This is a genomic window from Methylobacterium currus (genome assembly GCF_003058325.1).
Lineage (GTDB): Bacteria > Pseudomonadota > Alphaproteobacteria > Rhizobiales > Beijerinckiaceae > Methylobacterium > Methylobacterium currus.
This window is the reverse complement of record NZ_CP028843.1, coordinates 4144629-4170649: the sequence shown is the minus strand read 5'-3', so window position 1 is coordinate 4170649 and position 26021 is coordinate 4144629. Positions and strand designations below refer to the sequence as shown.

Here is a 26021-nt window from a genome sequence, read left to right as displayed (position 1 = left end):
CGCCTGATCGATGGGGGCTCCGTCCAGGTCAGGTCCGCCCAGTCCCGCCTGTGCAGGCTGCTGTCATCCTGCACGGGGGCTCATGCGACCATGCCGCTCGTGAGTGGCAAGCCCGGACCTGATTCCGGACACCCGCCGTTGCGCATCAGCGCACGTGCCGGACAGGCGCTCGTTGCGTCCGAAGGGCCGCGGCTGGATGTCGAGCGGCCATCAGCGGCCCTGAGCGAAAGTCCGTCGGTGCCGCGACGGCATGAACAGGTGCCGAATTCGGTAACAGCGGCAAGAGCTGTCCTGTTCGTGACAGCCACGTCGTCGCGGCTCGCCCGAGCAGCCGATCATCGCCGCGATCGATCGGACCGCTGACCACTGCGAGCCATGCTCGCTGCCGTGGTCGCGCACCGCGCGTTGGCGCATTTCGGATGGAAACGGGGCTGGTCGCTTCGTCATGGCGCCAGTCTCCGGGAAGGAGGAGGCTCCGGGAAAGCTGGGGCGTTTGCTCTCGCCGTGCCCGGTCCATGCAGGACGCTGAAGAGCGGCCCCTTCGTGCTGCCGCGCCCGGCCCTGCAGATCGCATTGGCCTTCGTCAGCCCCCTGTCTCCGCTTTGGCCGCGAGGCGGAACCGACGAAGCGACAGGATGAGGAAGAGGCCACCGATGCCGGCGATGACGACGAGCCGCGGCCATACGACGTCCAGGCCGGCGCCGCGGTACAGGACGGCCTGGGCGAAGGCCACGAAATGCACTGTCGGCGAGGCCTGGAGCGCGGCGGACAGCCAAGGCGGCATGCTCTCGAGGGGCGTGTTGCTGCCCGACAGCATGGCGAGCGGCAGGTAGACCAGCAGGAAGAGCAGGCCGAGCTGCGGCATCGAGCGCGAAACCGTACCGAGATAAAGCCCGACCGCCGTGGCGAAGAACAGGTAGATGGCGGTTCCGGCCATGAACGCCGGCAGCGACCCGGCGAGGGGCACCCGCAGCACGCCGCGCACGACCACCACCAGCGACAGGCCCACCGCCGTCAGGATGACCGCGCCGTTGGCCCAGATCTTGGCCAGCGCGATCTCCATGGGAGCGACGGGCATCACCAGCAGATGGTCGAGGGTGCCGCGCTCGCGCTCGCGCACGATGGCGGCGCCGGCCAGGATGATCGCCAGCATGGTGACGCTGTTGAGGATTCCCATGACGCTGGTGAACCAGGCGGTCTCGGCGTTGGGGTTGTAGGCGATCCGCGACACGAGGGTCACGGGCGCGGGCCCCGTCCCCCGGCCTCGGGCCAGATAGCCGGCGATCTCGCCGGCGACGATCTGCTGGGCGTAGCCCGCCCCGAGGCCGGCCTGGACCATCGCGGTGGCGTCGACGTCGAGCTTCAGCACCGGGTGGCGGCGGGCGAGGAGATCGCGCGCGAGATGCGGCGGGACGTCGAGGACGAGAGTGTAGCGCCCGGCATTCATGGCCGGCAGGACCTCGCGCGCGGCGAGGAAAGCGGGCGGCCGGAACAGGGGCGGCAGGAAGGCCCCGGCGATGCGGCGCGAGAGCGGCGAGCGATCCTCGTCGACGATCGCCACGGAGGCGTTGCGCACCTCCTGCGAGCCGCTGCGCGCCTGCGCCAGGATCGCGAGGGAGAAGCTGTAGAGGACGAGCCCGATCAGCACGGTGTCGGTCAGGACGCTGCGCAGCTCCTTGATGCCGAGCCAGAGGATCGTCGCGAGGCTGCGCATCGTGCCCCTCACGCCTCGTGCCCGCGCAGCAGCGCGACGGCCAGCAGGATCAGGGCCGGCACGAACAGGGCGAGCACGCCGAGGGTGGCGGCGAGATCGGAGAAGCCGAGGCCCTTGGTGAAGGTCCCGACGCTGACCGGCAGGTAATGGCTCATCGGAAACAGCGCGCCGATGACCCGCGCGGGGCCGGCGAGGGACGAGACCGGCACCAGCATCCCGGAGAACATCGTGGCCGGCAGGACGGTCATGATCGCGGTGCCGAACAGGGCCGCGATCTGGGTGCGCGCGAAGGTCGAGACCAGCATCCCGTAGGCCGTCGTCGCGAAGACGTAGATCAGCGTCCCCAGGACGAGCGTCGGGGCACTGCCCCGTAGGGGCACGCCGAACACCGTGAGCGCGAGGACGACCATCAGGACGAAGTTGACCATCGCGACGGCGGCGTAGGGCACCTGCTTGCCGACCAGGAATTCGAGCCGGGTGAGCGGGGTCGCGTAGAGGTTGACGATCGAGCCGAGCTCCCGCTCGCGGACGACCGCGAGCGCCGTCAGGATCGCCGGGATCAGGGCGAGCTGGAGCGCGATCTGCGCCGGCACCATGGCGTAGATGCTGTCGAAGGTCGGGTTGTAGGTGAACCGCACGGCGAGGCCCGCCGGCGGGACGGAGGCCGACCGCAGCCGCAGGACGAGCGGGTCGGCGAGGGCGCGCTCGTGCAGGGCGGCGAGGTAGCCGCGGATCGTCTGCGCCACGAAGGGCCGCGCCCCGTCGATCCTCACCGAGACCTCCGTCGGGCGCCCGCGCGCGATGTCGCGCCCGAAATGCGGCGGGATCTCCATTGCCGCCGCGATCTCGCCGCCGGCGAGCCGCCGATCGAGGTCCGCGGCGTCGGCGAGCGGAGCCCGCTCGACGAAGTACGGCGAGCCGCGCAAGGCCTCGAGATAGGCGCGGCTGGCGTGGCTCCGGTCGCGGTCGAGCACCGCGACGGTGAGGCTGTTGACGTCGGTGGAGATGCCGAAGCCGAAGACGAGCATCAGGAAGCTCGTTCCCAGCACCGCGAAGGCGAGCCGGACCCGATCGCGCAGGAGTTCGAGCGTCTCGCGGAGGCTGCAGGCGAGGAGCCGGCGCAAGCTGAAGAGCGGCGGCGACGCCGAGGGCCCGCGGGGTGGCAGGGCGATGTCCTCGGCACGGGGCACGCCGCCCCGGGCCTCGGCGGCCCTTTCCAGGACCGCCACGAAGGCGTCCTCGAGGTCGGCGGCCCCGTTCGCGGCGACGAGGCCCGCCGGGGTGTCCGTGGCGAGAACGCGGCCGGCATCCATGAGGGCGATGCGGTCGCAGCGTTCCGCCTCGTTCATGAAGTGGGTCGAGACGAAGATCGTCACGCGCTGCCCACGCGCGAGATCGGAGAGCAGCGCCCAGAACCGGTCGCGGGCGAGCGGGTCGACGCCGGAAGTCGGCTCGTCGAGGATGAGCAGGTCGGGGCCGTGCACGATCGCGACGGCGAGCGACAGGCGCTGGCGCAGGCCGAGGGGCAGGTCCTGCGCGCGCGTGTCCGCGTGCGCGCCCAGCCCGAAGGACGCGATCAGCCCGGTGACTCGGGCCCGCGCCGCGTCGGGAGGCAGATGGAACAGCCGCGCGTGCAGGACGAGGTTCTGCCGGACGCTCAGCTCGCCGTAGAGCGAGAAGGCTTGCGACATGTACCCGACCCGGGCGCGCGTCTCTCGGTCGGCCGGGTCGAGCGGCCGGCCGAACAGCAGGATGTCTCCGGCGCTCGGCGGCGTGAGGCCGGTCAGCATCCGCATCGTCGTCGTCTTGCCGCAGCCGTTCGAGCCGACGAAGCCGAAGATCTCGCCGCGCCGGATCGTGAAGCTCACGTCGTCCACCGCCGTCACGTCGCCGAACCGGCACGTCAGCCCCCGCGCCGTGATGATCGGCTCGGCGGGCCCCGCGCTCCGGGCGGGGGCCGGGCGCCGCGGCCGGGCGGCCCCGGCGACGAGGGAGACGAAGGCCGCCTCCAGGTCGGAGGTTCCCGCGGCGCGCCGCAGCTCGTCCGGCGTGCCGGCGGCGGCGACCCGGCCGTCGTTCATGGCGACGAGCCAGTCGAATCCCGCGGCCTCCCGCAGGTCTGCGGTGGCGACCAGGATCGAGAGGCCGGGTCGGGCCTCGCGGATCCGGTCGATCAGGGCCCAGAACTGCCGCCGCGAGAGCGGATCGATCCCGGTCGTCGGCTCGTCGAGGATCATGAGGTCGGGATCGTGGATCAGGGCGCAGCAGAGACCGAGCTTCTGCTTCATTCCGCCCGAGAGCTTGCCGGCCTCCCGGTCGGCGAAGGGGCTCAGGCCGGTGCCGGCGAGGAGAAGCCGGATGCGCATCTCCCGCTCCGGCCCGCCCTGGCCGAACAGGCTGGCGAAGGCGAGGATGTTCTCCCGCACGCTCAGGGAGGCGTAGAGGTTCCGGCCGAGCCCCTGGGGCATGTAGGCGATGCGGGCGCGGATCGCCGCGCGGTGGCGGGCCTGCGCGACCTCGCCGCCGAGCACCCAGGCCCGTCCCGTCTGGATCCGCCGGGTGCCGGCGAGGATCGCCAGGAGCGAGGACTTGCCGACGCCGTCCGGGCCGATGAGCCCGACGATCCGCCCGGCCGGCAGCGCGAGGGTGACGCGGTCGAGCGCCACCCGCTTGCCATAGCGCAGCGAGACGGCGGCGACCTCGGCGACCGCCGGGCCGGGATCGACCGAAACCGCCATCATCGGGCTCCCGCCACGGCGGCCGGGGGCGGGCTCGGGGACAGCCGCGCGGGCCAGGCGGCGGCCTCGTCGGTGCGCACGACGCCGATCCCGGGCAGCCCGGTCCGCACCAGGGCCTCGCGTCCCTTCAGCCGCTCGGGATCGACCCGCAGGCGGATGCGGAACATCAGCTTGTCGCGCTCGTCCTTCGTCTCGACCGTCTTGGGCGTGAACTGCGCCTCGTTCGCCACGAACACGGCCCGGGCCGGGATGACGTGGTCCGGGTAGGCGTCGAGCACGATGCGCCCCTCGGCCCCGATCCGGACGCGCCCGGCCTGCGCCGTGGGCAGGTAAACGTCCATGTAGACGTAGCCTGCGTCGAGCATCGTGAACACCCGGCCGCCGGCCGCCAGCACCTCGCCGGCATTCGCGACGCGGTACTGGATCGGCCCGTCGCGGGGAGCGGTCAGGGAATTGTCCGCGATGTTGACGCGGATGTAGTCGAGGCCGTGGAGTGCGGCGTCGCGGGCGTGCCGGGCGGCGCCGATCCGGGCGGAGGCCGCCTCGCGGGCGGCAGCGGCACCCTCGGCGGCGTGGCGGGCGGCGAGCAGCGCCTGGTCGGCCGCACCGACCCTGGCCGCCGCGGCGCCCTGCGCCGCGGTCGCGCCGTCCAGGGCCTGCTGACGCATGTCGAGCATCTCGCCGGTCGCATATCCCTTCGCGACGAGGGCGGAGGTGCGGGCGAAGGCCTGCCGGGCGAGGCGCATCACGCTCTGTGCCTGGTCGAGATTGGCCTTCGCCTCCTCCACCGTCCGCCGGGCCTGCGCCACCAAGGCCTCGGCGGCGAGCACCGCCCGCTCCTGCTGGGCGAGGCTCTGTCCGGCCTCCTCCAGGTTGCGCTCGGCCTGGCCGGCCCGGGCTTCGGCCTGGCCCGCCTGCTCCTCGAGGTCGCGTGTGTCCATCACGGCGACGACCTGACCCTTGCGCACCATGTCGCCTTCGTCGGCGAGGAGCCGGGCGACGCGGCCGGCGAACTTGGTGTCGATGTCGATCTCGTCGGCCTCGAGGCGCCCGTTTCCCTGCGCGAAGCCCGGCGGCAGCACGGGTGGGCGTGAGCGCCACCAGGCGAAGCCGGCGGCCGCCCCGACCAGGAGGGCTGCGAGCATCGCGAGCCAGACGCTGCGCCGCCAGCCCGTCCGTCCGGCCGGCAGGGCGGGCGGCGGTGTGGGCGGCGGTGTGGGAACGAGCGCCTGCCCCGGAGCGATGCCGGCGAGCTCCGGGCTCTCCGCGAGAGGCGTCGTCGCGGTGGGAGGAGGCGCGGAGAGAGAGGCCGAGATCACGGCTTGCGCTCCCGCGCCGGAGGACGGATCAGGGGGTGGACGCATCGGCCGGCCGCGCCGCTTCGCCGTACCGGACCTCTTGCCGCGCCGCTTCGTCCGGAACGACGACGACCTCGCCCGAGAGCGGCTCGATCCGGATCATGGGGTCGTGCAGGCCGCTCACGCCCGACACGGATTCCATGGCGGCGTCGCCGCGCGGCGGAGGCGCGTGCCCGCGCCGCCTCCGCCGGCGTCCGCACGAGGTCGGTGCAGGCGGCGATGCCGACCATCCGAGCCGCGCACCGAACCGGCAGGCGCTTGACGCGGTGGCGCTCCATCGGGGCGACGCCCTCGACGAGGGAGGCCTCCTCGCCGACCGTCACCAGCCCCCGGGTCATGACCGCGTCGACCCGCCTGCCGCAGGCGCGGGCATACTCGGCGGGCCGCCGTCCGGGGCTGAGCAGGTCTTGCAGCGAGCGCGGCCGCTCCCGCTCGGTGCCGCGCTCGCCCCGGCGCAGCAGGTCGGCCTCGCTGACGATGCCGACGAGCCGCCCCTCCCGGTCCGCGACCGGCAGCGCGCCGATGCGCCGGTCCAGCGTCAGGCCGATGGCCTGGGTGATGGTCGCGTCGGCGCGGAGGCCGGCGATCCGCCGCACCATGATCTCACGAGCGAGAATCTGGGCGTGCATGCGGAGTCCTCCGGACGCGGGCAGCCGCAGGCGGAAACTGCACGATGCGGCGGTGCCGTCCCGCTTTGCCGTGAGGATGGGCGCGCGGGCAGGCGCCGCCTTGATCCAGCGCAAGCGACCGCCCCGTCCTGCGCCTCGGCCGACCCGCGGGCCGACCCGCGGGCCGACGGCCCGTCCGAGCGGTTCCGGATGCGGCCGGTCCGTAGCGACCGCATGACGATTCCGTCGAACACCTGGAGCCCTGCCGGGTCGGAGGGCGGCACCCGTCCCTGCATCGAAGCCGGCGACGCCGCCGCGACGATGTGGGCGGGGGCCGGGGCGGCCGAGGTGCGGCTCGCGCACCGGCCGCCGAGGAACGGATCCTGAACGGCGAAGGGGAACGCTACGGAAGACGGCTGGGCTGATCAGCCTCCGTCAAGGGTGTTCGGTGAAGAAGGCGCGATGGAGCGGGCGATCGGGATCGGTCCGACGGCATTCCGCCGGAGGAGCGCTGCGCATCTGGGCAACGTCATCCTCCCGGTGCGCCGACGACCCGCGCGGCGACGCACGCGCGATAATAGGCCAGTACCGCCGTCAGGCTGTCACGCAGGGAATGACGGGGCCGGTATCCCAGCGCGGTAAGGCGACTCACATCGGCGAAGCTGCGGGCGACGTCTCCCCGTCGGGCCGGCCGCCGGACAACGTCGACCGGAGCGGCCAGGCCGCCGAGCCCGACGAGCATCGCGAGGACGTCCTCGCCGCTGGTCTCGCGGCCGGACGCCACGTTGTAGGCCCGTCCCGGCTGGCCGTGGGCGGCCAGAACGCGCAATGCACGGGCGACGTCCCTGACGTCGATGTAGTCCCGCGTGGTATCGAGCGCTCCGACCGTCACGGAGGGGGGGCGCAGCCCGGCCCCGGCCTCGGCGATCTGCCGGCCGAGCCAGCCGCAGAGATGGCGCTCGTCCTGACCGGCGCCGACCGGGTTAAAGATCCTGCCCCACACCACCGGCAGGGAAGCCGCCTCCGCCAGGATGCGTCCCAAGTCCTCCGCCGCCCGCTTGGTGGCGGCGTAGGGGTCCATGGGAGCGCAGCAGGCTTCCTCGCTGAACGGGGGCTCGCGGCCGGGATCCGCACCGTAGACGGAGCCGGACGAGCCGAGGATCACCTTCCGCGGAACCACGCTGGATTCCCGGAGCGCCCCCAGGAGGGACACCACCCCGCCGATATTCGTGCTCACGAGGCGGTCCGGCGGATCGTCCCGCAGGGCGGCGGCCAGATGCACCACGATGTCGGGGCGGACCTCCCGGATCGCCCGGGCCAGGGCCGGGCCATCGGCGATGTTGATCACCCGGTATCCGTAGCGGGGCGTGGCCAGGGCCCGACCGAGTCTCGGGGGCAAGGGCGCCGGCAGCGCGGCGTCCCCCCAATGGACGACGTGCGTGAAGGTGTCCGGCAAGGCAGGAGAACGGCCGAGGCCGAGAATGACGGCATCAGGCTCGGCCGCCAGCCAGTCCGCGGCCAGGTAGCGGCCGAGAAAGCCCTGTGCGCCGGTGATCAGGATGCGGTCCGTCACGGGCCGCCCCGCAGCATCGCGGCGAGGCCGCCCTCGAGGGTCATGGTCGCGCCCCAGCCCAACTCGCTGGCGGCCCGCGCGGGGTCCCCGACGAGCGCGAGGATGTCGGCACCGCGCGGACGGTCCGCCGTCGGGGCGAGGCGCGGTGCGTCGGTCCGCCCGGCCAGGGCGAGCACGCGACGGGCCAGTTCCGCGACCGGAAGGCCGACGCCGCTGGCGAGGTTATAGATCCGCGTCGGCTCCGGGAGCGCGGCGGTGCAGCTCGCGACCAAAGCCGTCACGACGTCGTCGACGTGGCAATAATCGCGGACCGGGCGGGGATCGAAGACCTCGACCGGAGCACCGGATCGCACCCGGCGCACGAGGGCGCCGAGCAGCGTGTCGGGCGCCATGCCGGGCCCGTAGACGCTGAATGGGCGGGCGATCACCGCCTCGAACCCCCCCGCGGCGGCGCCGGCCCGGACGAAGGCCTCGCCCCCGGCCTTGGCGGCGGCGTAGGGGGAACGCGGCGCGAGCGGCGCCTCCTCACCGACGGGGTTCCGGTCGGGCTGGCCGTAGACCTCCGCCGACGACACGTAGACCAGCCGGGCCACCCCGGCCGCCGCGCAGGCATCCGCCACCGCGGCGGTGCCGGCGGCGTGGATGCGGGCGTAGGCCGCCGCGGCTCCGAAGGATGCCGCGACGGACCGGGGCCCGGCGAGGTGGAGGACGACCGTCGCATCGCGGACCAGGGGCGCCAGAACGGACGGATCGTCGATCTCGCCGTGCCACGCCGCGATGCCCGGTGGCGGCACCACCCCCGCGGCGCCCGGGGGCCCGACGAGCGCGCGGACGCTGGCCCCCGCCCGGTGCAGGGCACGGAGCAGCCGGGCGCCGATGAAGCCGCCGCCGCCCGTCACCGCCACGACGCGGCCATCCAGCCCCGGGCGGCGCCGCTCTGGGACGGCGGATGCGGGGGGCGGGACGTCGCCCACCGCGGACAGGGTGCGCGGCTCGGGCATCCTCAGGCCGCGAACCGGTCGGCAAAGCGGCTCACCACCGCCTCGGCCCTCTCCCGGGCGGCGAGATCATTCACGTCGATCCAGGGCGCCGCGTGGTGGAAGGCGTGCACCGCCGCACCGGCCTGCAGGAGGCGGTTCGCGAGGGCGGGCAGCCCGATCGCCTCGCCGGGCTCGATGGCGTGCACGGCCTGTGCGCCCAGCACGGACACGGCGCTGCAGACGCGCACGGCGAGGCTCGGCTTTTCCCGGTAGGCGACGACGCGGCCCTGCTCCGTGGTGACCTGGCCGTAGGGGATCGGGAACGGCTCGTCGTGGACCGCCAGGGTGAGCGCGGCGCCGTCCAGCCGATGGGAGGCCAGGATGGCGCGCAGGTCGAGGCTGGTCAGGTTGTCGGCATTGACCGCGACCACGTCGCCGCGTCCCGCCAGGCAGGCCGCCGCACCGATGGATCCGAGGGGCTGCGGCTCCTCGATCACCGCGAGGTCCGCGCCCTGACGCCGCGCGAGGTCCGTGCAGCGCGAGCGCGCGAAGTCCCGCACCGGCCCGTCCGCCGCCGCGACCGAGACGTGGATGTCGCGCAGGCCCGCCCGCAGGAGCGCGAGCAGGTTCCACTCGAGCAGCGGCTTGCCGGCCACGGGCACCAGAGGCTTCGGCACGCCGCTGCCCGAGCGCCGCATGCGCTCGCCCGCCCCGCCTGCCATGATGAGGCCCGCCGCTTCCCTCGACATGGGCTCCTCCGCGATCGCTTCCCGCCGGGCCCTGCCGCGGACCCGTGGTCGTGCGCCATCATAGGCCGGCGCTGGCGACGATGTCCGGCCTCCCTTCGGCGCCGCCCCGGCGGCAGTGTCGTCCCGAGGGCGGAGGGCGATCCCGCGCGGATAGGCGATCGGGGATGCCCGAATGGGGGAGGCAGGCTCAGCCGTTCAGCCGGTGCGGCGCAATTCGGAGTGGTTGCGGGCGGGGGGCACGAGGAGAAAGCTGCCCGCATCCGCCCGAACGGAGCAGCGCCCATGCCGCGCCGGTTGAAAGTCGCGACCATCGTCCCGTTCCTGCACATCGGGGGCGACGAGAACCGTCTGCTGGCCTATCTGGCGGCCCGAAACGCCGAACGGTTCGACCACATCGTGATCAGCGGCTGCGGCGCCTCCCGGGAGATGGACGATCTGTGGGGACCGATCCGGCATCGGTTCGCGGCGCTCGACGTGCCCCTGATCGACCTCGGCCTGCCCTACGGCTACGAGAGCCTGCGGGACGCCTCGGCGGCCGACCGTCAGCTCGGCAAGATGCAGGCCTTCGCCCGGTTCGTGCGGCGGACCGCGCGCCTCCTGCGCGAGCGGGACATCGACGTGGTGGACGGCCGGGGCGATACGGGCACCGTGGTGGCGGCGCTGGCCGCCCGGCTCGCCGGCACGAGGGCCGTCGTGTCGACGAACTACTTCCCGCAGATCAAGCATGCCGGCCCGCGCTCGCCGGCCTGGCACCTGTTCCGGGGGGTCTACGGGCTGGTCGACGCGGTCGTCTGCGATTCCCAGACCTGCCTGGATGCGATGCGCCGGTGGATGCTGTTCGCACCTCCGGGCCACTGCATTCCCAACGGGATCGAACCTCCGCTCGCGACCCGTCCCGCCCAGGACGTCGCGGCCGAGCTCGGCGTCCCGGCCGGCGCCACGGTGATCGGGCAGATCGCCCGCATCCAGCCCTACAAGGGACAGGAACTCCTGCTGGAAGCCGCGAGCCGGGTCATGGCCGAGGTGCCGAACGCGCTCCTCCTGCTGTGCGGCTACCCGTCCTACAACCAGGAAGGCCTGGATTACCGCGACCGGCTCATAAGGCTGATCGCGGCAGCCGGGATGGGCGACCGTGTCCGCCTGGCTCCCTACCCGGGCCCTATCGGCGATGTCTGGCCGCTCATCGACATCCACGCTCACCCCACTCTCCTGGATTCCTCCCCGATCGCGCTCCTCGAGGGCATGTCGGTGGGCAAGCCGGCCGTGACGACCCGAATCGGCGGCATCCACGAGTTGGTCCTCGACGGCGAGACCGGGATCGTGCTCCCGCAGAGCGATGCGGGCCTGCTCGCCGATGCGCTGCTGCGGCTTCTCCGGCGGCCCGACGAGGCCGCGCGCCTCGGGCGGAACGCACGCTCGCGCTACGCGGCCGGATACACGTCGCGCGTCATGGCGGGCCGCATCGAGGACCTCTTCGAGCAGGTCCATGCCTCCCCGCGCGGACGGATTTCCCAGGCCGCCTGAGCGTCGTTCGCCGCCTGTCATACGATCGCGCCTTCGCATCGACGTGTCGCTGCGAAAGCGTCCGGCGCATCAGCGCCGGCGCCCGTTCGGGCTTAGCCGGCGCCTTCGAACGAGTCCGTTCGAAGGCACCGCGGCATCATTCCATCGCGCCTTGGCATCGACAGGTCGATGCGAAGGCGTCCGGCGCATCAGCGCCGGTGCCGGCTCGGGGTCGAGGCGGCATCCTGCCAGCTTACGCGGCCCCGACCGACGCCTCGTCCTGCCTGCATGCCCAGACGAGGCGTGCGCACGCCTCGGCCTTGGCGGCCGGGACCAGCGGGTCGGCCTCCAGCGCCCGGCGAACCGACGACAGGCTTGGCCGCTCCAGCGCCTCCAGCAGGCAGCGTTCATGGTCGCGGAAGGCGGCAAGCCAGACCTCGACCGGGGCTGGAGCCCGGGCCGGGAGCAGGGGGCCCGCCCCTGCCGTGTCGATGCGGGCCCTCCCCTCCTCGACGACGCCCGAGGGCGCGAGGACGTTGATTTCGCGATCGACCGGCCGGCGGGAGCGGAGCGCCTCGATCGCCGGGACGACGGCTCGGGGATACCAGGCCGTGTCGCGGGCCCGCAGGCTCGGCGGCGACCGGCCGGAGTCGGCGCGCAGCTCCTCCAGGATTCGTGCGCGCAGCGTCGTCAGGAACGAGGCGCGTCCCTGTCCGTGAGCCGGCGCCTCGGCACGCATGAGTCGGAAGTATTTGGTGGGGATGGCCTGAAGGGCGGCGATCTCGTCGGCCCGGATGCCGTTCAGGGTCTCGGCGCCGAGCCTTCGCGCGAGGTCCGGGACGCGATCGACGCCGTCCCATTCCAGCCGCACGATGAACCCGCGGTGGTTCAGGCCCGCATAGGCCCAACAGGCCCGTTCCGGATCCTCCCCCAGCACGGCGGCCGCCGCCTCCAGGGTCACCCGCGGCAGCTCGCACAGGCCCATGCAGCGCGAGACGCCGGCCTGGATCATGCGGGCGGTCGTCAGGCTCAGCGGATTGGTCAGATTCAGCACCGCCGCCGTCGGGCATTCCTGCACCAGGGCGACGCAGGTCTCGTCCAGGGGGTCGCGCAGGCGCAGGGCGGCCTGGAGCGCACCGGGTCCGAGGGTCTCGTCCGCCACGAGACCGCAGGCGAGCGCCAGATCCTCGTCCCGCTGCCGGCCCGCGATCCCGCCGTAGCGGATCTGGTGGATGACGATCCCGGCGCCGCGCAGGGCCGCCCGGGCCTGCGTCGTCCAGGTCGTGGTCCAGCCCAGGGGCGCGAGCCGGCGGCGCACGTAGCGCCCGACGGCGTCGAGGGCGTCCGGATCCCGACCGGCGAGCACCAGGGACCCTGGCGGCACGGCCGGCTCCCGGTCGGCGATGGCGTCGGCGAGGGCCGCCGTGTAGGGCGACCCGCCGCCGAGCACGGCGAGGTGACCGGTCACGCGGCCCCGCCCCATTCGCGCGCGGCGAGGCGGCCGGCGCCGATCAGCCCGGCCTCGTCGCCCATCTCCCCGAATTCCAGCATCCGTCCCCACTCCTGGCCGAGGTCCCAGGCGCCCGCCGCGGCGGCCTGCCCGACCAGCGCGAGGTAGGCGGCCCCCAGGGCTTGCGCGAAGCCGCCCATGATCACGAAGCGCTCGACGCCCACGGCGGCGTGGATGCCGGCGAGCGCCTGCCCGAGCGGCGCGGCGAGCACCCCGACCAGCGCCACCGTCCAGGGATCGCCCATTTTGAAGGTGCGCGCGACGAGATGGGAGTCGACCCGCGTGGCCCGGCCGGCGACCGAGGCCGCGAGGGACGAGCGCGCGAAGGCGCCCGGATCGCGGCGTGCGAGGCGCACGGCCTGCTCGGGCACGGCCCGCCCGCAGGCCAGGGCGCCGAGATGACCTCGCGCGCCGCATTCGCAGAGCGGAGCCTCGTCGGAGAAATCGACCCGCAGGTGACCGATCTCCCCGCCGCGGCCGGACGGGCCGACGGCGGGTTTCCCGTCGAGAAACACCTTGTGGCCGATCCCGGAACTGACCGTCACGATGCAGGCATCGTCGTGCTCGTGGCGGAGGAAGCCGTGACCGGCCGCGCTCAGGTCGTTGACGACGCGGATCCGCGCCCCCGGCCATATCGCCCTCACGCGCTCCGCCACCGGCTCGGGATCCCGCTCCGCGCCCCAGAGGGTCGGCGCGCGCAGGGCGGTGCCGCCCTCGCGGACCGGACCGGGGAAGCCGACGACGATGTAGCCGGGGGCATCGGCCCCGAGGCGCGCGGCGAGACACGCCAGGAGATCGTAGAGGCGGTCGCGCAGTCCCCGGCCGGACTCGGAGGAGCAGGCGGAGACGGACGGCGTCGGCGCCCGCTCCGTGCGCAGGAGCCGGGCTGCGCCGAGATCGTAGAGCCCTGCACGGGTCGTGGTGCCACCGATGTCGAACACCAGGGCCTGCATGCCGGTCGCTCCCATGGCTCAGGACCCGGCCATGGTGAGGCTGCCGGCGGCCCGAAGACCCAGGCGGGCCAGGGTCGCGCCCGAACCCACGGTTCCGGCAGGATGCGCCAGGGCCCGCAGGCCCCGGGCGATCAGGTCGGGGCCGACGGCGTCGGCCGCCTGCAGGAAGCGGGACGGACCGAAATCGGTCGGCAGGACCAGGTTGGGCCGGCCCCCGCGATGGAGGGCGGCCTGCTCCAGCGCGTGCCGGCAGAGCTCGGGGGTGAGCAGCGGCGAATCGGTCGGGAGGCCGAGCCGTCTGAGAAGGGAGAGGATCCTGTCCCGGGAGGCCGGAGCGACCAGGCCGAGCTCCGCCGAGAGCGCCATGGTCAGCGCCATGTCGATCGCCACGGCCTCGCCGTGCGACAGGCGGTGGGCGGAGGCGGCCTCGAGAAGCGGGCTGAAGGTGTGCCCGAAATCCACGAGACGTTCGTAACCTTGGTCCTCGTAGGGGTTCTGCTCGAGCTCCCGCAGCATGAGCAGGGCCGACTGCCACACGATCGCGCGGCCGGCCGCCCGGGGAGCGGCAAAGCTCGTCCGGACCAGTTCCTCGGCGTGCCGGTCGACGAGGTTCAGGAGGTCGGGATCGCACACGATGGCGATCTTGACGATCTCGGCGAAACCCTCCCGCTGGTGCCGGGCCGGCAGCGTGCGCAGGAAGTCAGGGGCGATCAGCACATGGGCGGGGGCATGGAAGCAGCCGAGATAGCTCTTGTGCCCGTCGAAGTTGACCGCTCCCTTGTAGCCGAGCCCTGCATCGACCTGGCCGACGAGCGTGGTCGGCACCCGGACGTGCCGGATGCCGCGCCGCAGCCAGGAGGCGGCGAGCGTCGTGATGTCGCTGCACACGCCGCCCCCGACCGCCAGCAGGACGCCCCCGCGGCTCAGGCCGAGTTCGTGCGCCCGACGGCAGACGCGTTCCACCTGCTGCAATGTCTTGCTTGCCTCCGTGCAGTCGAGCACGAGGATCCGCCGGCCCGTCGGGTCCAGGCCGGCCACGGCGCCGCCGTGGAGGGCCTGGACGGTGGGCGTCGTGACGACCAGATGGTCCTGCCCCGCGATCCAGGGCCGGAGCGCCAGGAGGGCGCTCGCGCCTTCCTGGAACACGACCTCGTAAGCCGTCCGGCGGTTCGCCGCGGCGACATGCGAGCGCGGTGGCGTCAGTCCGACATCGTGGGGGAGAGCGGCCATCGTTTGAGCTTTCTTCCGAGAAGGGATCGGCTGCGCGTGGGCGCTTCGGGTCGAGCCCGGACCAGCGGCCTGGGCGGGATCCCGTCGCGGATGGAGGCGCGCAGGCGGACGGCTGGGGAGCCCTCAGACGTGTTCCGGCCGGGCCGGTTCGACGCGGATGCTACGGCCCGGCCCGGCCGGACGCCCCCAGCGGGACCTCGACCACGACGAGGCGCACCTCCTCGGCGCCCGTGTTCCAGAGGCCGTGCGTCCCTCCGGGGCGGTTCACGATGACATCCCCGGCCGTCACAGCAATGCGCCGGCCGTCGACCAGCATCGTCGCGGTGCCGGAGACGACGACGTAGATCTCCTCGTTGTCATCGGCATGTGTATGCACGCCGATATCGCCGCCTGACGGAACGACGGTCAGGTCGATAAAGTTGACGCTGCCGGTTGCTCCGACAGCGCGACAAGTGAGAATGGAATTTTTTCCCCCATGTGCCCTGACTTTCTCGAACATAACTCGAGAAAAAGAGTGGTGACGAACTTCAGAAGATCCGCATTTTGCCATTGAAATCGTTCCAAATCATTGTTTTTCGCATGTCTATATGCAGGCAGAAAAGCATGCATCGATCAATAAGATAGAAATGGTAATTCGATCGCGCTTGCGATTGATCCCTTTTGATAGGGATCCGCCATAGGCAGGAGGGGGAAAGCGTCGGTATTTTGACGTGTTTGCAGCCGACAAGATCCCGGTTCTCGCCTCCAAGCCCGAGTGTCATTTGCCTGGACGTGTCGCGAACGGGCGGCACCCGGGGCCGGACGGGGCCGCGGATCGTCGACGAGGCCTCCGGCTGGCCTTATGCCGAAATGGCCTATGGCCGCGAGCGGCGGATCATGGCGCGTGCCGCCGGCATCCCGAGCCATATCTGGAACATGGATGCCCGCGCCGGGACGATCACCGAGGCCGAGGATGCCGGGGCCGATCCGCAGATCAGGGCATGACCCTGCTCCGCCATTTTCCCGGATGCCGCCTGCTGCGTGTGGTACGTGACGGCCGCGACGCTCTCGTCGTCGCCGCAGAAGGCGAACGCAGCTCAGGCCCAGGCGCGAACCGGGACCGCGCTCGGTGGCCAGCCTGCCGCTCGTCTGCCCGCGCAGCTGGCGATGCCGACCAGCGCAACGACCCTGCTGCGCGCGATCCGCGCTCTCCCGCTGGCGCCCGCAGGGCGACCGCTGATCGTGGGTGTCGACGACTGGGCCCTGCGCAAGGGACGGACCGCCGGACGAAGGCGTATTCGCGTGCTCCCGCCGAGGTGTTGACCCGGGCTGCGGCCGCCGACCGCTGGCAGGTTCTCTACGATGACGTTCGCCGCGTCGCGGCCGGACAGTCCCTCCGCCGCATCAACCGCGAGTCCGGTCTGGCCCGCGCCACCGTGCGCAACTATGCCTCCGCCCAACACTTCCCGCGCCACGGCTTGCGCGGACCAGGGCCGAGCCTCCTGGATCCCTACCTCGATCACCTGTCGGCCCGCCGTGATGAGGGCTGCGAGAACGCGATGCAGCTTTGGCGCGAGCGTCGCGACCTCGGCTATCCCGGCACCCCCAAGCAGGCCGGACGCTGGCGGAGTGAACCGCCCCGGGTTTCCCGTAGGCTCCAACTTCCGAGAGGATGGAGCCATGACGAAGCGAACAGCCCCGTTTTCCCCCGAGGTGCGCGAGCGCGCCGTGCGGATGGTGCGCGGCCACGAGGGCGAGCACGGCTCGCAATGGGCAGCGATCCGGTCGATCGCGGCCAAGATCGGCTGCTCGGGCGAGATGCTGAAGAACTGGGTGCGCCAGTCCGAGCGGGATCAGGGCGTGCGCCCTGGCCAGACCACGGACGAGCGCGAACGGATCAAGGCGCTCGAGCGGGAGAACCGCGAGTTGCGCCAGGCCAACGAGATCCTGCGCAAGGCGAGCGCATATTTTGCCATGGCGGCGCTCGACCGCCGGTCGCGGCCATGATCAGCGTCATCGACGATCATCGAGCCGTCTACGGGGTCAATCCGATCTGCAGGGTGCTGCCGATCGCCCCGACGACCTGCACGCTGCCCGACGCATCGACCCCGACAAGCAACCGGTTCGTGCACGCAGCGCTCACGCGAGCTTCGTGCTGGATGCCCTGGAACAGGCCCTGCACAAGCGTCGCCCTGTGCAAGGCAGCGGGCTGGTGCGACCGGGCCTTGGCCGCCTGACCCAAGCCAATCAGCCTCCGAAAAACCCGGAGCGGTTCACCCTTGCGGACGTCCATGCCGGTTGCAGGAGAGGTCCGTCATCGAGAGCAATCCGGACCGAGGCTTCCCCGTCCTGCCGCTGCCGAGGGCGGGTGCGGAGGTTTCGAGCTCATCGTCCTTCAGGCTCGGAGCCAAGTCTCGAGAACGGAACCGCGGGCAGTGTCCGGCTTCGCATCGCCGATGAAGATCACGACCGGGCCATGGGTATCGCGTCGCGGATCATAGAAGTCGAGCAAGGCTGGATAAAGGTGCTGGAAGAAAAGCGGCCTCCGGTCCTGGCGACCGAGCAGGTGGTCGATGACGACCTGGTCGCCATGGACGGCGTTCGGGACCGGACCGCAGGATCCCGGCGTCATCCAGCGCTCGGGCTCGGCCGCGAAGGCGGCGTACAGGGAGCTAAGGTCGTCGCCGTGCCAGCGCAGCAGCGCGCTGGAGACGCGCCCTTTGTGAAAGTAATCCTCCATCGCGGCGAGGCCGGGTTCGGCGAGGATGTCGGCCGGTCCGGTGAGGACGGTATCGAGGTCGCAGAGCAGCGCCGTCCCGTCGACGAGGCCCGGGCGGAACGCCTCCATCTTCGCCCACCAGGCCGGCCAGTCGTGCCGGAGCGGCACCCGCTCGACCCCGTCGATCGCGAGCGGGAGGTCGGTGAGGCACAGGACCCGTTCGAAGGCCGGGGCATGGCGGCGGACGCCGGCGGCCAGGCGCGCGACCCAAGATCCGTCGTAGCGGCCGCCGCTCTTCAGGACGGTGATCAGGGTTGCCATGGCGAGAGGGTCATCCGTCGGTCGGGGGAAGATGCAGCCGCAGCCGCCCGGCTGCGCACGCCTCGGCGAACCAGGCGCGCTCGGCCGCCCAGGGGTGGCCGGGCCAGCCGGCGAAGCCGAATCCGTAGGCCTCGATCGCCCGGGCCCCGGCCGGGCGCCCGGTCAGGAGGGCGAACGCCACCAGGAAGCCGGTGCTCGGGTTCGGCCGGCCCTCGGTGCGCGCGCCGAGCGCGCGACGGGCCTTGCTGTGAAGCGCCTCGGGCAGGACGTGGACCGGCTTGCCGAGCGGGCGCAGCATCGCCAGCGCCTCGCGGGTGAAGCAGATCGGCTCGGGCCGGTTATGCGCCTCCGGCAGCATCGGGAATGGCAGCACGAAGGCCTGCGCCTGCCGGACGACCGGGCGGTCGAGGAAGCCCGGATCGGCCAGCCACTCGCGCATCTGCCCGCCGCGATTGACCAGTGCGAGGTGCGTGACCCGCGAACCGGTCCGGCCGCCGAAGCCCGGGGCGTTGTTGAAGCGCACGACGTGTCCCGCCGCATCCGCCGCGGCGGCCTCGGTTCCGGGCGCGTTGCCGACGAGGGCGACCGAGGCGAGGTCGGGCAGGCCGGGCCAGGCCGCGCGGAAGGGGTCGACGTCGTCGGGCAAGCGAGGCAGAGGTCTCGGCGGGGGCGGCGGGCGAGCCGTGGAGGTATGGCGCTCAGGCCTCGCGACCAGCCCCCGCCGCAACGGGACCATCGCGATGACCTTCGAGAGCGAACGCACCCGCCGCTGCTTCCTCTGCGGCGCCGCCATGCTGGCGCCGAGCGCCCGCCGCCTGATCGACCGCCACGGGCGCGAACGCGCGTTTCCGGTGGCGTGCGAATCCTGCGGCGTCCTGACCGAGCGGGACGCGGATCCTGAGGAGAGCTGGCGGGACCTCGCCGGGCGCCTTGCCGGGCCGACCTTCGTCGCCGACCCGGACGCCGCTTACGGCCTCGACATCTACACCCTGCGCATCGCCGCGACCCGCCTCGGCCGCGGCATCCGCCCGCTCGGCCCCGAGGACTGCGCGGCGCTCCTGACGCCGCACAGCCCCCTCGCGGCGCGAGCCGCGCTCTACGATCTCGCGGACGGGCCGCCCGTCTCCCTCGGCATCCTGTGCCGTCCGGCCGAACGCGACGCGGTGCTCGCCGGCCTCGCGTCACAGGCGGGCTGGACCGGCGACGTCGTCATCCTCCTCGACGGCGAGGTCGAGCGACCGCGCGCGGTCGCGGTCCCGGGCTTCGCGGCGGGCGCGGTGCGGGTGGCGTCCCGCCCCCTCGCAGGCGACTTCGCCGCGCAGCGCAACGCCCTTCAGGACCTGGCCCGCCACACTTGGATGATGCAGCTCGACGCCGACGAGACGCTCGCCGCCGGGACCGGGCGCCTCCTGCCGGCCCTCGCGGCGCTCGCCGAGGACGGCGACGTCCTCTCGGCCGGCCTTCCCCGGCGCAACCGGGTCGACGGGATCCTGTCGGACGTCTACCCGGACGTGCAGTACCGGCTGAACCGGACCTCGGTGCGCTATGCCGGCCGCGTCCACGAGCGCCCGGCCCTCGACGGCGGCTGGCGGCGCAGCTTCATCGCCCTGCACGGCGCGATCGAGCACCGCTTGAGCCGCGCCCACGTCCTCTCCCGCTCCAGGACTTACGAGACCCTCGATCCGGGGCGCGGGCGCCCGGAGGAGGAGGAGGCGCTGCTGCGGCCCTACCGAGCCTGAGGATCCTCCCGCGACGCCGCGATCGCGCGTCGGTACAAATCCAGCGTCGCGAGCCCGAGGCTCGCCCGGGTGAAGCGCCCGGCCGCTGCCAGGGCCCGGGCGCGGTAGGCCCGCCGCAGGGCCGGATCGAGGAGGAGCGGGCGCAGGGCGTCGGCGAGCGCCGGGCCGGTCGCCGACGCCGCGAGCGGGCCGGCTTCGGGGGTGCCGACGAAGGCACGGGCGCTCGCGTCCTCGGCGCAAGCCACCACCGGCCGCCCATAGGCCAGGGCCTCCTGGTAGACGAGGCCGAAGCTCTCGTAGCGCGACGGGGCGAGAACCGCGTGGGCATCGGCATAAGCCTCGCTCAGCGCTTCGGCGCCGATCCGGCCGCGGGCTTGGAGGCGGGCCCGTGCCGCGTCGGGCAGGTCCGCCGGCAGGTCATCCGGCGGCACCCCGACGAGGTCGAGCCGGAACGGCGGCAGGGCGCCGCGCTCCGCCTCGGCCGCGAGGATCGCGAGCGCATCCATCAGCGCGTCGAAGCCCTTGCGCACCTCCGCCCGCCCGACGAAGAGCAGACGCACAGGCGCCTCCGCCTCCGGATAGGCCGCATCCCGGGCGCCCGCCGCGATCTCCGGCGGCAGGCTCAGCCCGATCACCGCCGCGGGCTGGCGGCCCGACAGGCCGTAGGCCCGTGCGATCACCGCCTCGTGCGCCGCGGTGTTGGCGATGAGGCCGGAGCTTCCCCGCGCCTGTCGCCGCTCGAGAGCGTCGGCGCTCCCGCCGTCGAGACGGTCGCGCAGGTTCGGGGCCGGCCCGCGGGTGAAGGCTGCCGGCGTCGAGGAGCGCGTCACGAGGGGCAGGTCCCGGCGGCCCGCGAGCAGCACCGCCGGCGCGTACCAGTTCGTCGCCTCGATCACGTCAAGGGGAGCACGGGCATGGGCGGCGAGAACGGCGCGCCGGAACGCGAGCGGTGCGGCGAGATGGCCGACCGAGCCCCAGAGACGCAGGGCGGCGAGGCCGCCCGCCGGTGGCAGGGCGATGCCAGCGACGGTCACCCCGCCGATCCGCTCGGTGACCGCGCGGTCGAGCGTGAACACCGTCACGTCGGCGCCGGATTCGGACAGGCTCTCGGCGATCTCCCGGGCGGCGGTCGAAAGGCCGCTCGGCGCCGGCGGGTAGTCCCAGGCGAGAAGGGCGGTGCGCATCAGGCGGACAGGAGGCGACGGTAGAGGGCGAGGTAGTCCCGCGCCATGCGCTCGGCGGTGAACCGCTCCTCGAAGCGGCGGCGTACCCCCGCCCGGTCGATGGCCCCGATCCGGGCGAGCGCCGCCACGGCCTCGTCCTCGGAGGCGACGATGAAGCCCGTCACCCCGTCCTCGACGATCTCCGGCACCGAGCCGCGGTTCCAGGCGATCACCGGCGTGCCGCAGGCCATCGCCTCGATCATCACGAGGCCGAACGGCTCCGGCCAGTCGATCGGGAACAGGAGCGCGGCGGCGCCCTGCAGGAGCGCGCCCTTCTCCGCGTCGTCGACGGGGCCGAGATAGACCGCGTCCCCGGCGAGAAGCGGGCGGACCTCGCGGTGGAAATAGCCCGGGTTGCCGACGTCGATCGTGCCGCCGAGGCGGATCGGCAGGCCGGCGGCCCGCGCCACCCGGATCGCGGTGTCGGGCCGCTTCTGGTCGGTCATCCGGCCGACGAAGGCGAGGTGCTCTCCCGGCGCGAGCGACGCGTCGTAGCGGTCGCGGGCGATGCCGTGATGCACCACCCCGGCCCGGTTCGCGGCCGGGATGCCGGCGCCCTGCGCCGCCGAGATCGCCGCCACCGGAAGATCGGGGAATCCCTCGAAGAACAGCGCCCGGTCGAGTTCGTCGACCCGCCAGTGGATCGTCGTCAGGCTGTGCCGCCGGCGGTCTCCGAGGAGGGCGGCATGGGCGAACTCGCCGTGGCAGTGGACGATGTCGAAATCCCCGAGGCGCTGGCGCAGGGCCTCGAGCTGCAGGGCGTCGAGGGCGGCCGGCACCCCGGGTGCGACTCTGCCGTAGCGATGCTCCAGGGCCGCGAGGCTCGGGTAACTACCTATACGGGGTAAGTGTGTCGCACTGTCCGAGGGGGCGAACAGCGTTACCTCCACGCCCAAGCTTCGCAGCGCCGTGCCGAGGTCATGGATGACCCGCTCCGTGCCGCCGTGATGCTCAGGGGGGGTAGGAAAGATGTTCGGGGCGACTTGGGCGACGCGGATCACGGGCTGTACCTCACTCGAATCGTCCTGTGCGGCGGGCGCTTGCCCCGCGGCAGCGACCTGATGTTCATCCTTCACGTCGCCCTGCAGGGCTGCCTGCGCGGCCGGGACGTCGTGTACGGACTCACCGCCGATACCGGCGGCCATATCCGCTACCTGCTCGACCTGGTCGCCGCCTCGGCGCAGGATTCCGGGATCGCTCGGATCGTCGTGGCGACGCGCCTGTTCTCCGGCGCGCCCGGCCCCGACTACGCCGTGCCCGAAGAGTGCCTGGGCGACAAGGCCACGCTCGTGCGGCTGTCGAGCGCGTCGCCGGGCTACCGCACCAAGGAGGAGATGCACGCCGAGGTCGCGAGCTTCGCCGAGAGCCTGATCGCCTGGATCGCCGCGCAGGGCCGGGCCCCCGACCTGATCCACGCCCATTACGCCGACGCCGCCGCCGTGGCGGAAATCGTCGAGGACAGGCTCGGGATCCCGTTCGTGTTCACCGCCCACTCCCTCGGCCGGGTCAAGGCGTCGATGCTGGGCGAGGTCGCGGCAGGGCATCCCGACCTCGCCGGCAGGATCGCCACCGAGGAGCGGGCGCTCGCCCGTGCCACCCTCGTCATCGCTTCCTCGCGCGACGAGGCGGAGGTCCAGTATGCCGGCTACGGCGCCTACGATCCGGGCCGGGTGCGCGTGCTGCCGCCGGGCAGCGACCTCGCCCGCTTCGCCGACAGCCGCCCCGACCCACGGGTCGACGCGACGATCGCGCGCTTCCTGCACGATCCCGGGAAGCCGGTGCTGCTGGCCCTCGCCCGCCCGGTGGCGCGCAAGAACCTCGCCGCCCTGGTGCGGGCTTACGGCGAGAGCGCGAGGTTGCAGGCGCGGGCGAACCTCGTCCTGATCGCCGGTACGCGCCAGGACATCGACGCGCTCGACGGCGAGATGGCCGACACCCTGCGCGACCTCCTGGTGCTCATCGACCGCTACGACCTCTACGGCCGGGTCGCCTACCCCAAGACCCACCGGCCCGAGGACGTCCCGGCGCTCTACGCCCATGCCCGCGCGCGGGGCGGCCTGTTCGTCAACCCGGCGCTCAACGAGCCCTTCGGCCTGACCCTGCTCGAGGCCTCGGCCGCCGGCCTGCCCCTCGTCGCGACCGACAGCGGCGGTCCCAACGATATCGTCGAGACCTGCGGCAACGGGATCCTGGTCGATCCCCGCAGGCCCGAGGCGATCGCGGCGGCGGCCTTGCGCATCCTCGACGATCCCGCCTTCCACGCCCGGTGCGTCGCCGGCGGGGCGCGGGCGGCGGCGGCCTACGACTGGGATCGGCACGCCGCGCGCTACCACGCCCTGCTGCGGGCGCTCCGTGCGCCGGCGCCGTCCTTGCGGGCGCCGCGCCAGCTCCTGATCTGCGACATCGACAACACGCTCGTCGGCTGCGAGGCCGCCCTCGGCATATTCCGGCGCTGGCGCAGCCGGCAAGCCTCTCTCGCTTTCGGGGTCGCGACCGGGCGCTCGTTCCATAGCGCGATGGCGGTGCTGGAGCAGCAGGACAGCCCGCGGCCGCAGGTGATGATCACCTCGGTCGGCTCCGAGATCTACCACCTCGACCAGAACGGCGTGACCTACACGGCGGATGCCGCCTGGCGCGAGGCGGTCTGCGCCGGCTGGGAGCGGGAGGCGGTGCTGGCCGCGCTCGCCGGACTCGCCGACCTGGTGCCCCAGGGACCGCTGGAGCAGCGCACATTCAAGCTCAGCTATTTCGGCGACGCGGCGGCAGCGGCGCAGGTCCGCGCCCGCCTTGCCCAAGCGGGTTTGCGGGCATCGGTGATCCACAGCCACGGCCGCTACCTCGACGTGCTGCCCGAGCGGGCCTCGAAGGGGACCGCTGTCGACCATGTGCGCGCCCTCTACGGGCTGCCCGAGCGGGCGGTGTTCGTGGCCGGCGATTCCGGCAACGACATCGAGATGCTGCGCGCGCGCGCGCAGGCGATCATCGTGGCGAACTACTCCGACGGCCTCGCCGGCCACGCTGCCCTGCAGCACTCCTACGTCGCCCGCGCCTCGCATGCCCGCGGCATCATCGAGGGCGTCGGCCATTTCCGCCGGATGCTCGCGCATGCCCATTGAGGGCTCCGCCGCGAGCGTGCTCACCCTGGTGCGCGGGCGCGACGAGCGCCTGCGCAACCTGATGCGGGGTCTCGCCCGCCAGAGCGCGCGCCCGCGCGAACTGGTGATCGCCTGGATGCAGCCGGAGCCCGCACGCGACCTGCCCGATCCCGGTTGCCCGGTGCAGCATCTCTTCGTGCCGGGCGAGCCGATGCCGCTCGCCGCCGCGCGCAACCGGGCGGCGCAGGCCGCCGGGGGCGACCTCCTGGTCTTCCTCGACGTCGATTGCATTCCGGGCGCCGGCCTCGCCGCCGCCTATGCGCGAGCCGCTGCCGGGGTGGACGGCCTCTTTCTCGGCGAGGTCCTGTACCTGCCGCCGGGCTGCCCGCCCCCCGGCGCCCTCGACGAGGCGGACCTCGACCGGCTCGGCCGCGCGCATCCGGCGCGGCCCCCGGTGCCGGAGGCCGGGATCCGCCCCGAGCCCGATCCCGGCCAGCTCTGGGGCCTGTCCTTCGCCCTGCCCGCGCGGGCCTGGCGCGCGGTCGGCGGGATGGACGAGGCCTTCGCCGGCTATGGCGGCGAGGAGACCGACCTCGCCGCTCGCCTGAGCGCGAGCGGTCTTCCGACCTTCTGGGTCGCGGGCGCGCGGGCCTACCATCAGCACCATCCGGTCCACGTGCCGCCGCTGCAGCATTTCGAACCGATCCTCGCCAACGCGGCGCGCTTCCGGGCCCGGCACGGGCGCTGGTGCATGACCTACTGGCTCGGCCAGTTCCGCGACGCCGGCCTGATCGCCTGGGACGAGGGGTCGGACGCGATCCGCCTCCTGCGCCGCCCGACCGGGCCCGAGATCGCCGCCTCCTTACGGCCCGACGCCCTGTTCTCCTGAGAGATTTCATGAAGAAGCCGATCGCGTTCTTCGTCCACCACCAGGGCCGGGGCCACGCCAACCGCACGATGGCGGTGGCGGCCGAGTTCGCCCGCGACCGCCCGGTCTCGGTGCTGACCGCCGGGCCGCAGCTGTTCGACGGCTTCTCCCGCGATGTCGAGATCGTGACGCTGCCCAACATGATCGGCGCCGCCGTGCCGACCCCGCGCCTCCACGCCGAGCCGACGCCGCAGGTGATGCATTGCGTGCCCCTCGGGCTTCCCGAGATGCGCCGGACGATGCGCCAGATCCTCGACCACCTCGACGAGCGCGGGATCGGCCTCTTCGTCGTCGACGTCTCGGCGGAGATCGCGATGCTGTCGCGCATCGCCAGCGTGCCGGCGGTGCAGATCCGCATGCATGGCGACCGCCAGGATATCGGCCATATCGGGTCCTACGAGGCCTGCGTCGGCATGCTGGCGCCGTTCGATCCCCGGCTCGAGCAGGACGACTATCCCGCGCGTCTGCGCGCCAGGACCTTCTACAGCGGCGGGCTGTGCACCAGCATCGACCGGGTGCCGGACCGGGCCGAGGTGCGGGCGCGGCTCGGCCTCGACCCGGACCGCGAGATCGTCGTCGCTGTCACCGGCGGCGGGGGCAGCGGCACGCCCTACGCGCCGCTCACCGTCGCGGCCCGCGCCGCACCCGACGCCCTGTGGCTGACCCTCGGGCCGACCCACCGCGAGGGCCACGAGACCGACTTTTCCAACCTGCGCGAGCTCGGCTGGGTGCCCTCGGTCACCGATTACCTGGCGGCGGCCGACATCGTGGTGGCCTCGGCCGGCGACAACACGGTGCACGAGGTCGCCCGGGTCGGCGGCCGCCTGATCGTGATGCCGGAATGGCGCTACTTCGGCGAGCAGACCCGCAAGGCCGAGGCGCTGGTGCGCCTCGGCGCCGCCGTCCAGGCGCCGGTCTGGCCGGGCGACCTGCAGGGCTGGCGCGACCTCCTCGCCCGCGCCCGCGCCCTCGACGGCGAGACCTTGCGCGGCCTCTACGCGCCGGATGCCGCCGCCCGCGCCGCCGGCTGGCTCGAAGGGCTGACCGACGAGCTCTGGCACGGCGCCGCCGCCCCGCTGCGCGTCGCCGCCGCGGGCTGAA

At 73.1% G+C, this 26021-nt stretch carries 22 protein-coding genes, 3 pseudogenes and 1 other annotated feature; of the genes and pseudogenes, 8 read left to right on the top strand and 17 right to left on the bottom strand.

Annotated features, from left to right (window positions below; all coding sequences use genetic code 11):
• Positions 1 to 583: 583 nt before the first annotated feature.
• The 8 genes and pseudogenes from DA075_RS19430 to DA075_RS19395 form a co-directional block, all read right to left on the bottom strand.
• Positions 584 to 1714, bottom strand: coding sequence for an ABC transporter permease (locus DA075_RS19430; RefSeq protein ID WP_099954609.1), 1131 nt, complete (start codon positions 1712 to 1714; stop codon positions 584 to 586).
• Between the two features lie 8 nt (positions 1715 to 1722).
• Positions 1723 to 4452, bottom strand: coding sequence for a ribosome-associated ATPase/putative transporter RbbA (gene rbbA / locus DA075_RS19425; RefSeq protein WP_420813061.1), 2730 nt, complete (start codon positions 4450 to 4452; stop codon positions 1723 to 1725).
• Entirely contained in the window at positions 4452 to 5771 is a 1320-nt protein-coding gene (locus DA075_RS19420) for an HlyD family secretion protein (RefSeq protein WP_244936221.1), read from the bottom strand. The genes rbbA and DA075_RS19420 overlap by 1 nt, the downstream gene beginning before the upstream one ends.
• Positions 5768 to 6439, bottom strand: coding sequence for a CBS domain-containing protein (locus DA075_RS19415; RefSeq protein WP_099954607.1), 672 nt, complete (start codon positions 6437 to 6439; stop codon positions 5768 to 5770). Before DA075_RS19415 ends, DA075_RS19420 begins: the two co-directional genes overlap by 4 nt.
• Before the next feature lie 179 nt (positions 6440 to 6618).
• A pseudogene (locus DA075_RS37595) lies at positions 6619 to 6753 on the bottom strand (LysR family transcriptional regulator); the annotation flags it as partial.
• A gap of 194 nt (positions 6754 to 6947) precedes the next feature.
• Positions 6948 to 7991 carry an NAD-dependent epimerase/dehydratase family protein gene (locus tag DA075_RS19405; protein ID WP_164712409.1) on the bottom strand — a complete coding sequence of 348 codons (1044 nt, stop codon included), beginning with the start codon at positions 7989 to 7991 and terminating at the stop codon, positions 6948 to 6950.
• Complete coding sequence (locus tag DA075_RS19400) at positions 7988 to 8992, bottom strand: NAD-dependent epimerase/dehydratase family protein (RefSeq protein ID WP_099954605.1); 1005 nt, start codon at positions 8990 to 8992, stop codon at positions 7988 to 7990. Before DA075_RS19400 ends, DA075_RS19405 begins: the two co-directional genes overlap by 4 nt.
• A gap of 2 nt (positions 8993 to 8994) precedes the next feature.
• Positions 8995 to 9720: a sugar phosphate nucleotidyltransferase gene (locus DA075_RS19395; protein WP_099954604.1), complete on the bottom strand. Its 726-nt coding sequence runs from the start codon at positions 9718 to 9720 to the stop codon at positions 8995 to 8997.
• 282 nt (positions 9721 to 10002) lie between these two features.
• Here DA075_RS19395 and DA075_RS19390 point away from each other — a divergent pair, with 282 nt between their 5' ends.
• A complete protein-coding gene (locus DA075_RS19390; RefSeq protein WP_099954603.1) occupies positions 10003 to 11244 on the top strand; it encodes a glycosyltransferase family 4 protein in 1242 nt (413 codons plus the stop codon).
• Positions 11245 to 11476: 232 nt separating this feature from the next.
• On the opposite strand, the gene DA075_RS19385 is transcribed toward DA075_RS19390, so the two are convergent.
• From DA075_RS19385 to DA075_RS37145, 4 genes are all read right to left on the bottom strand, one after another.
• On the bottom strand, positions 11477 to 12691 hold the full coding sequence (locus DA075_RS19385) for a family 4 glycosyl hydrolase (protein ID WP_164712407.1): 1215 nt from the start codon (positions 12689 to 12691) through the stop codon (positions 11477 to 11479).
• Positions 12688 to 13686, bottom strand: a complete 999-nt coding sequence (locus DA075_RS19380; protein ID WP_164712405.1) for an ROK family protein — start codon at positions 13684 to 13686, stop codon at positions 12688 to 12690. The genes DA075_RS19385 and DA075_RS19380 overlap by 4 nt, the downstream gene beginning before the upstream one ends.
• An 18-nt stretch (positions 13687 to 13704) precedes the next feature.
• Positions 13705 to 14916 (bottom strand): 3-dehydroquinate synthase family protein, encoded by a 1212-nt coding sequence (locus DA075_RS19375; RefSeq protein WP_099954600.1) that lies wholly within the window; start codon positions 14914 to 14916, stop codon positions 13705 to 13707.
• Between the two features lie 160 nt (positions 14917 to 15076).
• Positions 15077 to 15415 (bottom strand): cupin domain-containing protein, encoded by a 339-nt coding sequence (locus tag DA075_RS37145; RefSeq protein ID WP_210206992.1) that lies wholly within the window; start codon positions 15413 to 15415, stop codon positions 15077 to 15079.
• A gap of 272 nt (positions 15416 to 15687) precedes the next feature.
• Between DA075_RS37145 and DA075_RS19365 the strand changes: the two genes are divergently transcribed.
• From DA075_RS19365 to DA075_RS19355, 3 genes and pseudogenes are all read left to right on the top strand, one after another.
• Positions 15688 to 15900: a hypothetical protein gene (locus tag DA075_RS19365; protein WP_244936220.1), complete on the top strand. Its 213-nt coding sequence runs from the start codon at positions 15688 to 15690 to the stop codon at positions 15898 to 15900.
• Between the two features lie 90 nt (positions 15901 to 15990).
• Positions 15991 to 16604 (top strand): annotated as a pseudogene (locus DA075_RS19360) (ISL3 family transposase); the annotation flags it as partial.
• Positions 16576 to 16979: pseudogene (locus DA075_RS19355) on the top strand (transposase); the annotation flags it as partial. The pseudogenes DA075_RS19360 and DA075_RS19355, both read left to right, overlap by 29 nt.
• Positions 16857 to 16973, top strand: a sequence feature (AL1L pseudoknot). Its footprint overlaps the pseudogene before it by 117 nt.
• Here the strand turns inward: DA075_RS19355 and DA075_RS38585 are convergent.
• From DA075_RS38585 to DA075_RS19345, 3 genes are all read right to left on the bottom strand, one after another.
• Complete coding sequence (locus DA075_RS38585) at positions 16931 to 17188, bottom strand: hypothetical protein (RefSeq protein ID WP_164712168.1); 258 nt, start codon at positions 17186 to 17188, stop codon at positions 16931 to 16933. The pseudogene DA075_RS19355 and the gene DA075_RS38585 sit on opposite strands and share 49 nt — an antisense overlap.
• Before the next feature lie 102 nt (positions 17189 to 17290).
• On the bottom strand, positions 17291 to 17935 hold the full coding sequence (locus tag DA075_RS19350; RefSeq protein WP_099954598.1) for a hypothetical protein: 645 nt from the start codon (positions 17933 to 17935) through the stop codon (positions 17291 to 17293).
• Between the two features lie 10 nt (positions 17936 to 17945).
• Entirely contained in the window at positions 17946 to 18581 is a 636-nt protein-coding gene (locus DA075_RS19345) for a hypothetical protein (protein ID WP_099954597.1), read from the bottom strand.
• 94 nt (positions 18582 to 18675) lie between these two features.
• Here DA075_RS19345 and DA075_RS19340 point away from each other — a divergent pair, with 94 nt between their 5' ends.
• Positions 18676 to 19674, top strand: coding sequence for a glycosyltransferase family protein (locus DA075_RS19340; protein ID WP_099954596.1), 999 nt, complete (start codon positions 18676 to 18678; stop codon positions 19672 to 19674).
• On the opposite strand, the gene DA075_RS19335 is transcribed toward DA075_RS19340, so the two are convergent.
• Together DA075_RS19335 and DA075_RS19330 are read right to left on the bottom strand one after the other, a co-directional pair.
• A complete protein-coding gene (locus tag DA075_RS19335) occupies positions 19662 to 20858 on the bottom strand; it encodes a glycosyltransferase family 4 protein (protein ID WP_099954595.1) in 1197 nt (398 codons plus the stop codon). The genes DA075_RS19340 and DA075_RS19335 overlap by 13 nt on opposite strands.
• Positions 20858 to 21898, bottom strand: coding sequence for a glycosyltransferase family 4 protein (locus tag DA075_RS19330; RefSeq protein ID WP_099954594.1), 1041 nt, complete (start codon positions 21896 to 21898; stop codon positions 20858 to 20860). Before DA075_RS19330 ends, DA075_RS19335 begins: the two co-directional genes overlap by 1 nt.
• 60 nt (positions 21899 to 21958) lie before the next feature.
• Here DA075_RS19330 and DA075_RS19325 point away from each other — a divergent pair, with 60 nt between their 5' ends.
• Genes DA075_RS19325 through DA075_RS19315 form a run of 3 tightly spaced genes read left to right on the top strand, consistent with a single transcriptional unit; the run spans position 21959 to position 26020 of the window.
• The gene (locus DA075_RS19325) at positions 21959 to 24013 is read left to right on the top strand and encodes an HAD-IIB family hydrolase (RefSeq protein ID WP_099956675.1); all 2055 of its coding nucleotides are present in this window, start codon (positions 21959 to 21961) and stop codon (positions 24011 to 24013) included.
• Positions 24003 to 24881 carry a glycosyltransferase family 2 protein gene (locus DA075_RS19320; protein WP_174800102.1) on the top strand — a complete coding sequence of 293 codons (879 nt, stop codon included), beginning with the start codon at positions 24003 to 24005 and terminating at the stop codon, positions 24879 to 24881. Before DA075_RS19325 ends, DA075_RS19320 begins: the two co-directional genes overlap by 11 nt.
• Before the next feature lie 8 nt (positions 24882 to 24889).
• Positions 24890 to 26020 carry a glycosyltransferase gene (locus DA075_RS19315; RefSeq protein ID WP_099954593.1) on the top strand — a complete coding sequence of 377 codons (1131 nt, stop codon included), beginning with the start codon at positions 24890 to 24892 and terminating at the stop codon, positions 26018 to 26020.
• The last annotated feature ends 1 nt before the right edge of the window (position 26021 follow it).

What these genes read in the sequence shown, in the direction of transcription:
- DA075_RS19430 (WP_099954609.1), bottom strand. Translation starts at nt 1,714, where the DNA reads ATGCGCAGCCTCGCGACGATCCTCTGGCTCGGCATCAAGGAGCTGCGC.
- rbbA (WP_420813061.1), bottom strand. Translation starts at nt 4,452, where the DNA reads ATGGCGGTTTCGGTCGATCCCGGCCCGGCGGTCGCCGAGGTCGCCGCC.
- DA075_RS19415 (WP_099954607.1), bottom strand. Translation starts at nt 6,439, where the DNA reads ATGCACGCCCAGATTCTCGCTCGTGAGATCATGGTGCGGCGGATCGCC.
- DA075_RS19400 (WP_099954605.1), bottom strand. Translation starts at nt 8,992, where the DNA reads ATGCCCGAGCCGCGCACCCTGTCCGCGGTGGGCGACGTCCCGCCCCCC.
- DA075_RS19395 (WP_099954604.1), bottom strand. Translation starts at nt 9,720, where the DNA reads ATGTCGAGGGAAGCGGCGGGCCTCATCATGGCAGGCGGGGCGGGCGAG.
- DA075_RS19390 (WP_099954603.1), top strand. Translation starts at nt 10,003, where the DNA reads ATGCCGCGCCGGTTGAAAGTCGCGACCATCGTCCCGTTCCTGCACATC.
- DA075_RS19380 (WP_164712405.1), bottom strand. Translation starts at nt 13,686, where the DNA reads ATGCAGGCCCTGGTGTTCGACATCGGTGGCACCACGACCCGTGCAGGG.
- DA075_RS19375 (WP_099954600.1), bottom strand. Translation starts at nt 14,916, where the DNA reads ATGGCCGCTCTCCCCCACGATGTCGGACTGACGCCACCGCGCTCGCAT.
- DA075_RS37145 (WP_210206992.1), bottom strand. Translation starts at nt 15,415, where the DNA reads ATGTTCGAGAAAGTCAGGGCACATGGGGGAAAAAATTCCATTCTCACT.
- DA075_RS38585 (WP_164712168.1), bottom strand. Translation starts at nt 17,188, where the DNA reads ATGGACGTCCGCAAGGGTGAACCGCTCCGGGTTTTTCGGAGGCTGATT.
- DA075_RS19350 (WP_099954598.1), bottom strand. Translation starts at nt 17,935, where the DNA reads ATGGCAACCCTGATCACCGTCCTGAAGAGCGGCGGCCGCTACGACGGA.
- DA075_RS19340 (WP_099954596.1), top strand. Translation starts at nt 18,676, where the DNA reads ATGACCTTCGAGAGCGAACGCACCCGCCGCTGCTTCCTCTGCGGCGCC.
- DA075_RS19335 (WP_099954595.1), bottom strand. Translation starts at nt 20,858, where the DNA reads ATGCGCACCGCCCTTCTCGCCTGGGACTACCCGCCGGCGCCGAGCGGC.
- DA075_RS19325 (WP_099956675.1), top strand. Translation starts at nt 21,959, where the DNA reads ATGTTCATCCTTCACGTCGCCCTGCAGGGCTGCCTGCGCGGCCGGGAC.
- DA075_RS19320 (WP_174800102.1), top strand. Translation starts at nt 24,003, where the DNA reads ATGCCCATTGAGGGCTCCGCCGCGAGCGTGCTCACCCTGGTGCGCGGG.
- DA075_RS19315 (WP_099954593.1), top strand. Translation starts at nt 24,890, where the DNA reads ATGAAGAAGCCGATCGCGTTCTTCGTCCACCACCAGGGCCGGGGCCAC.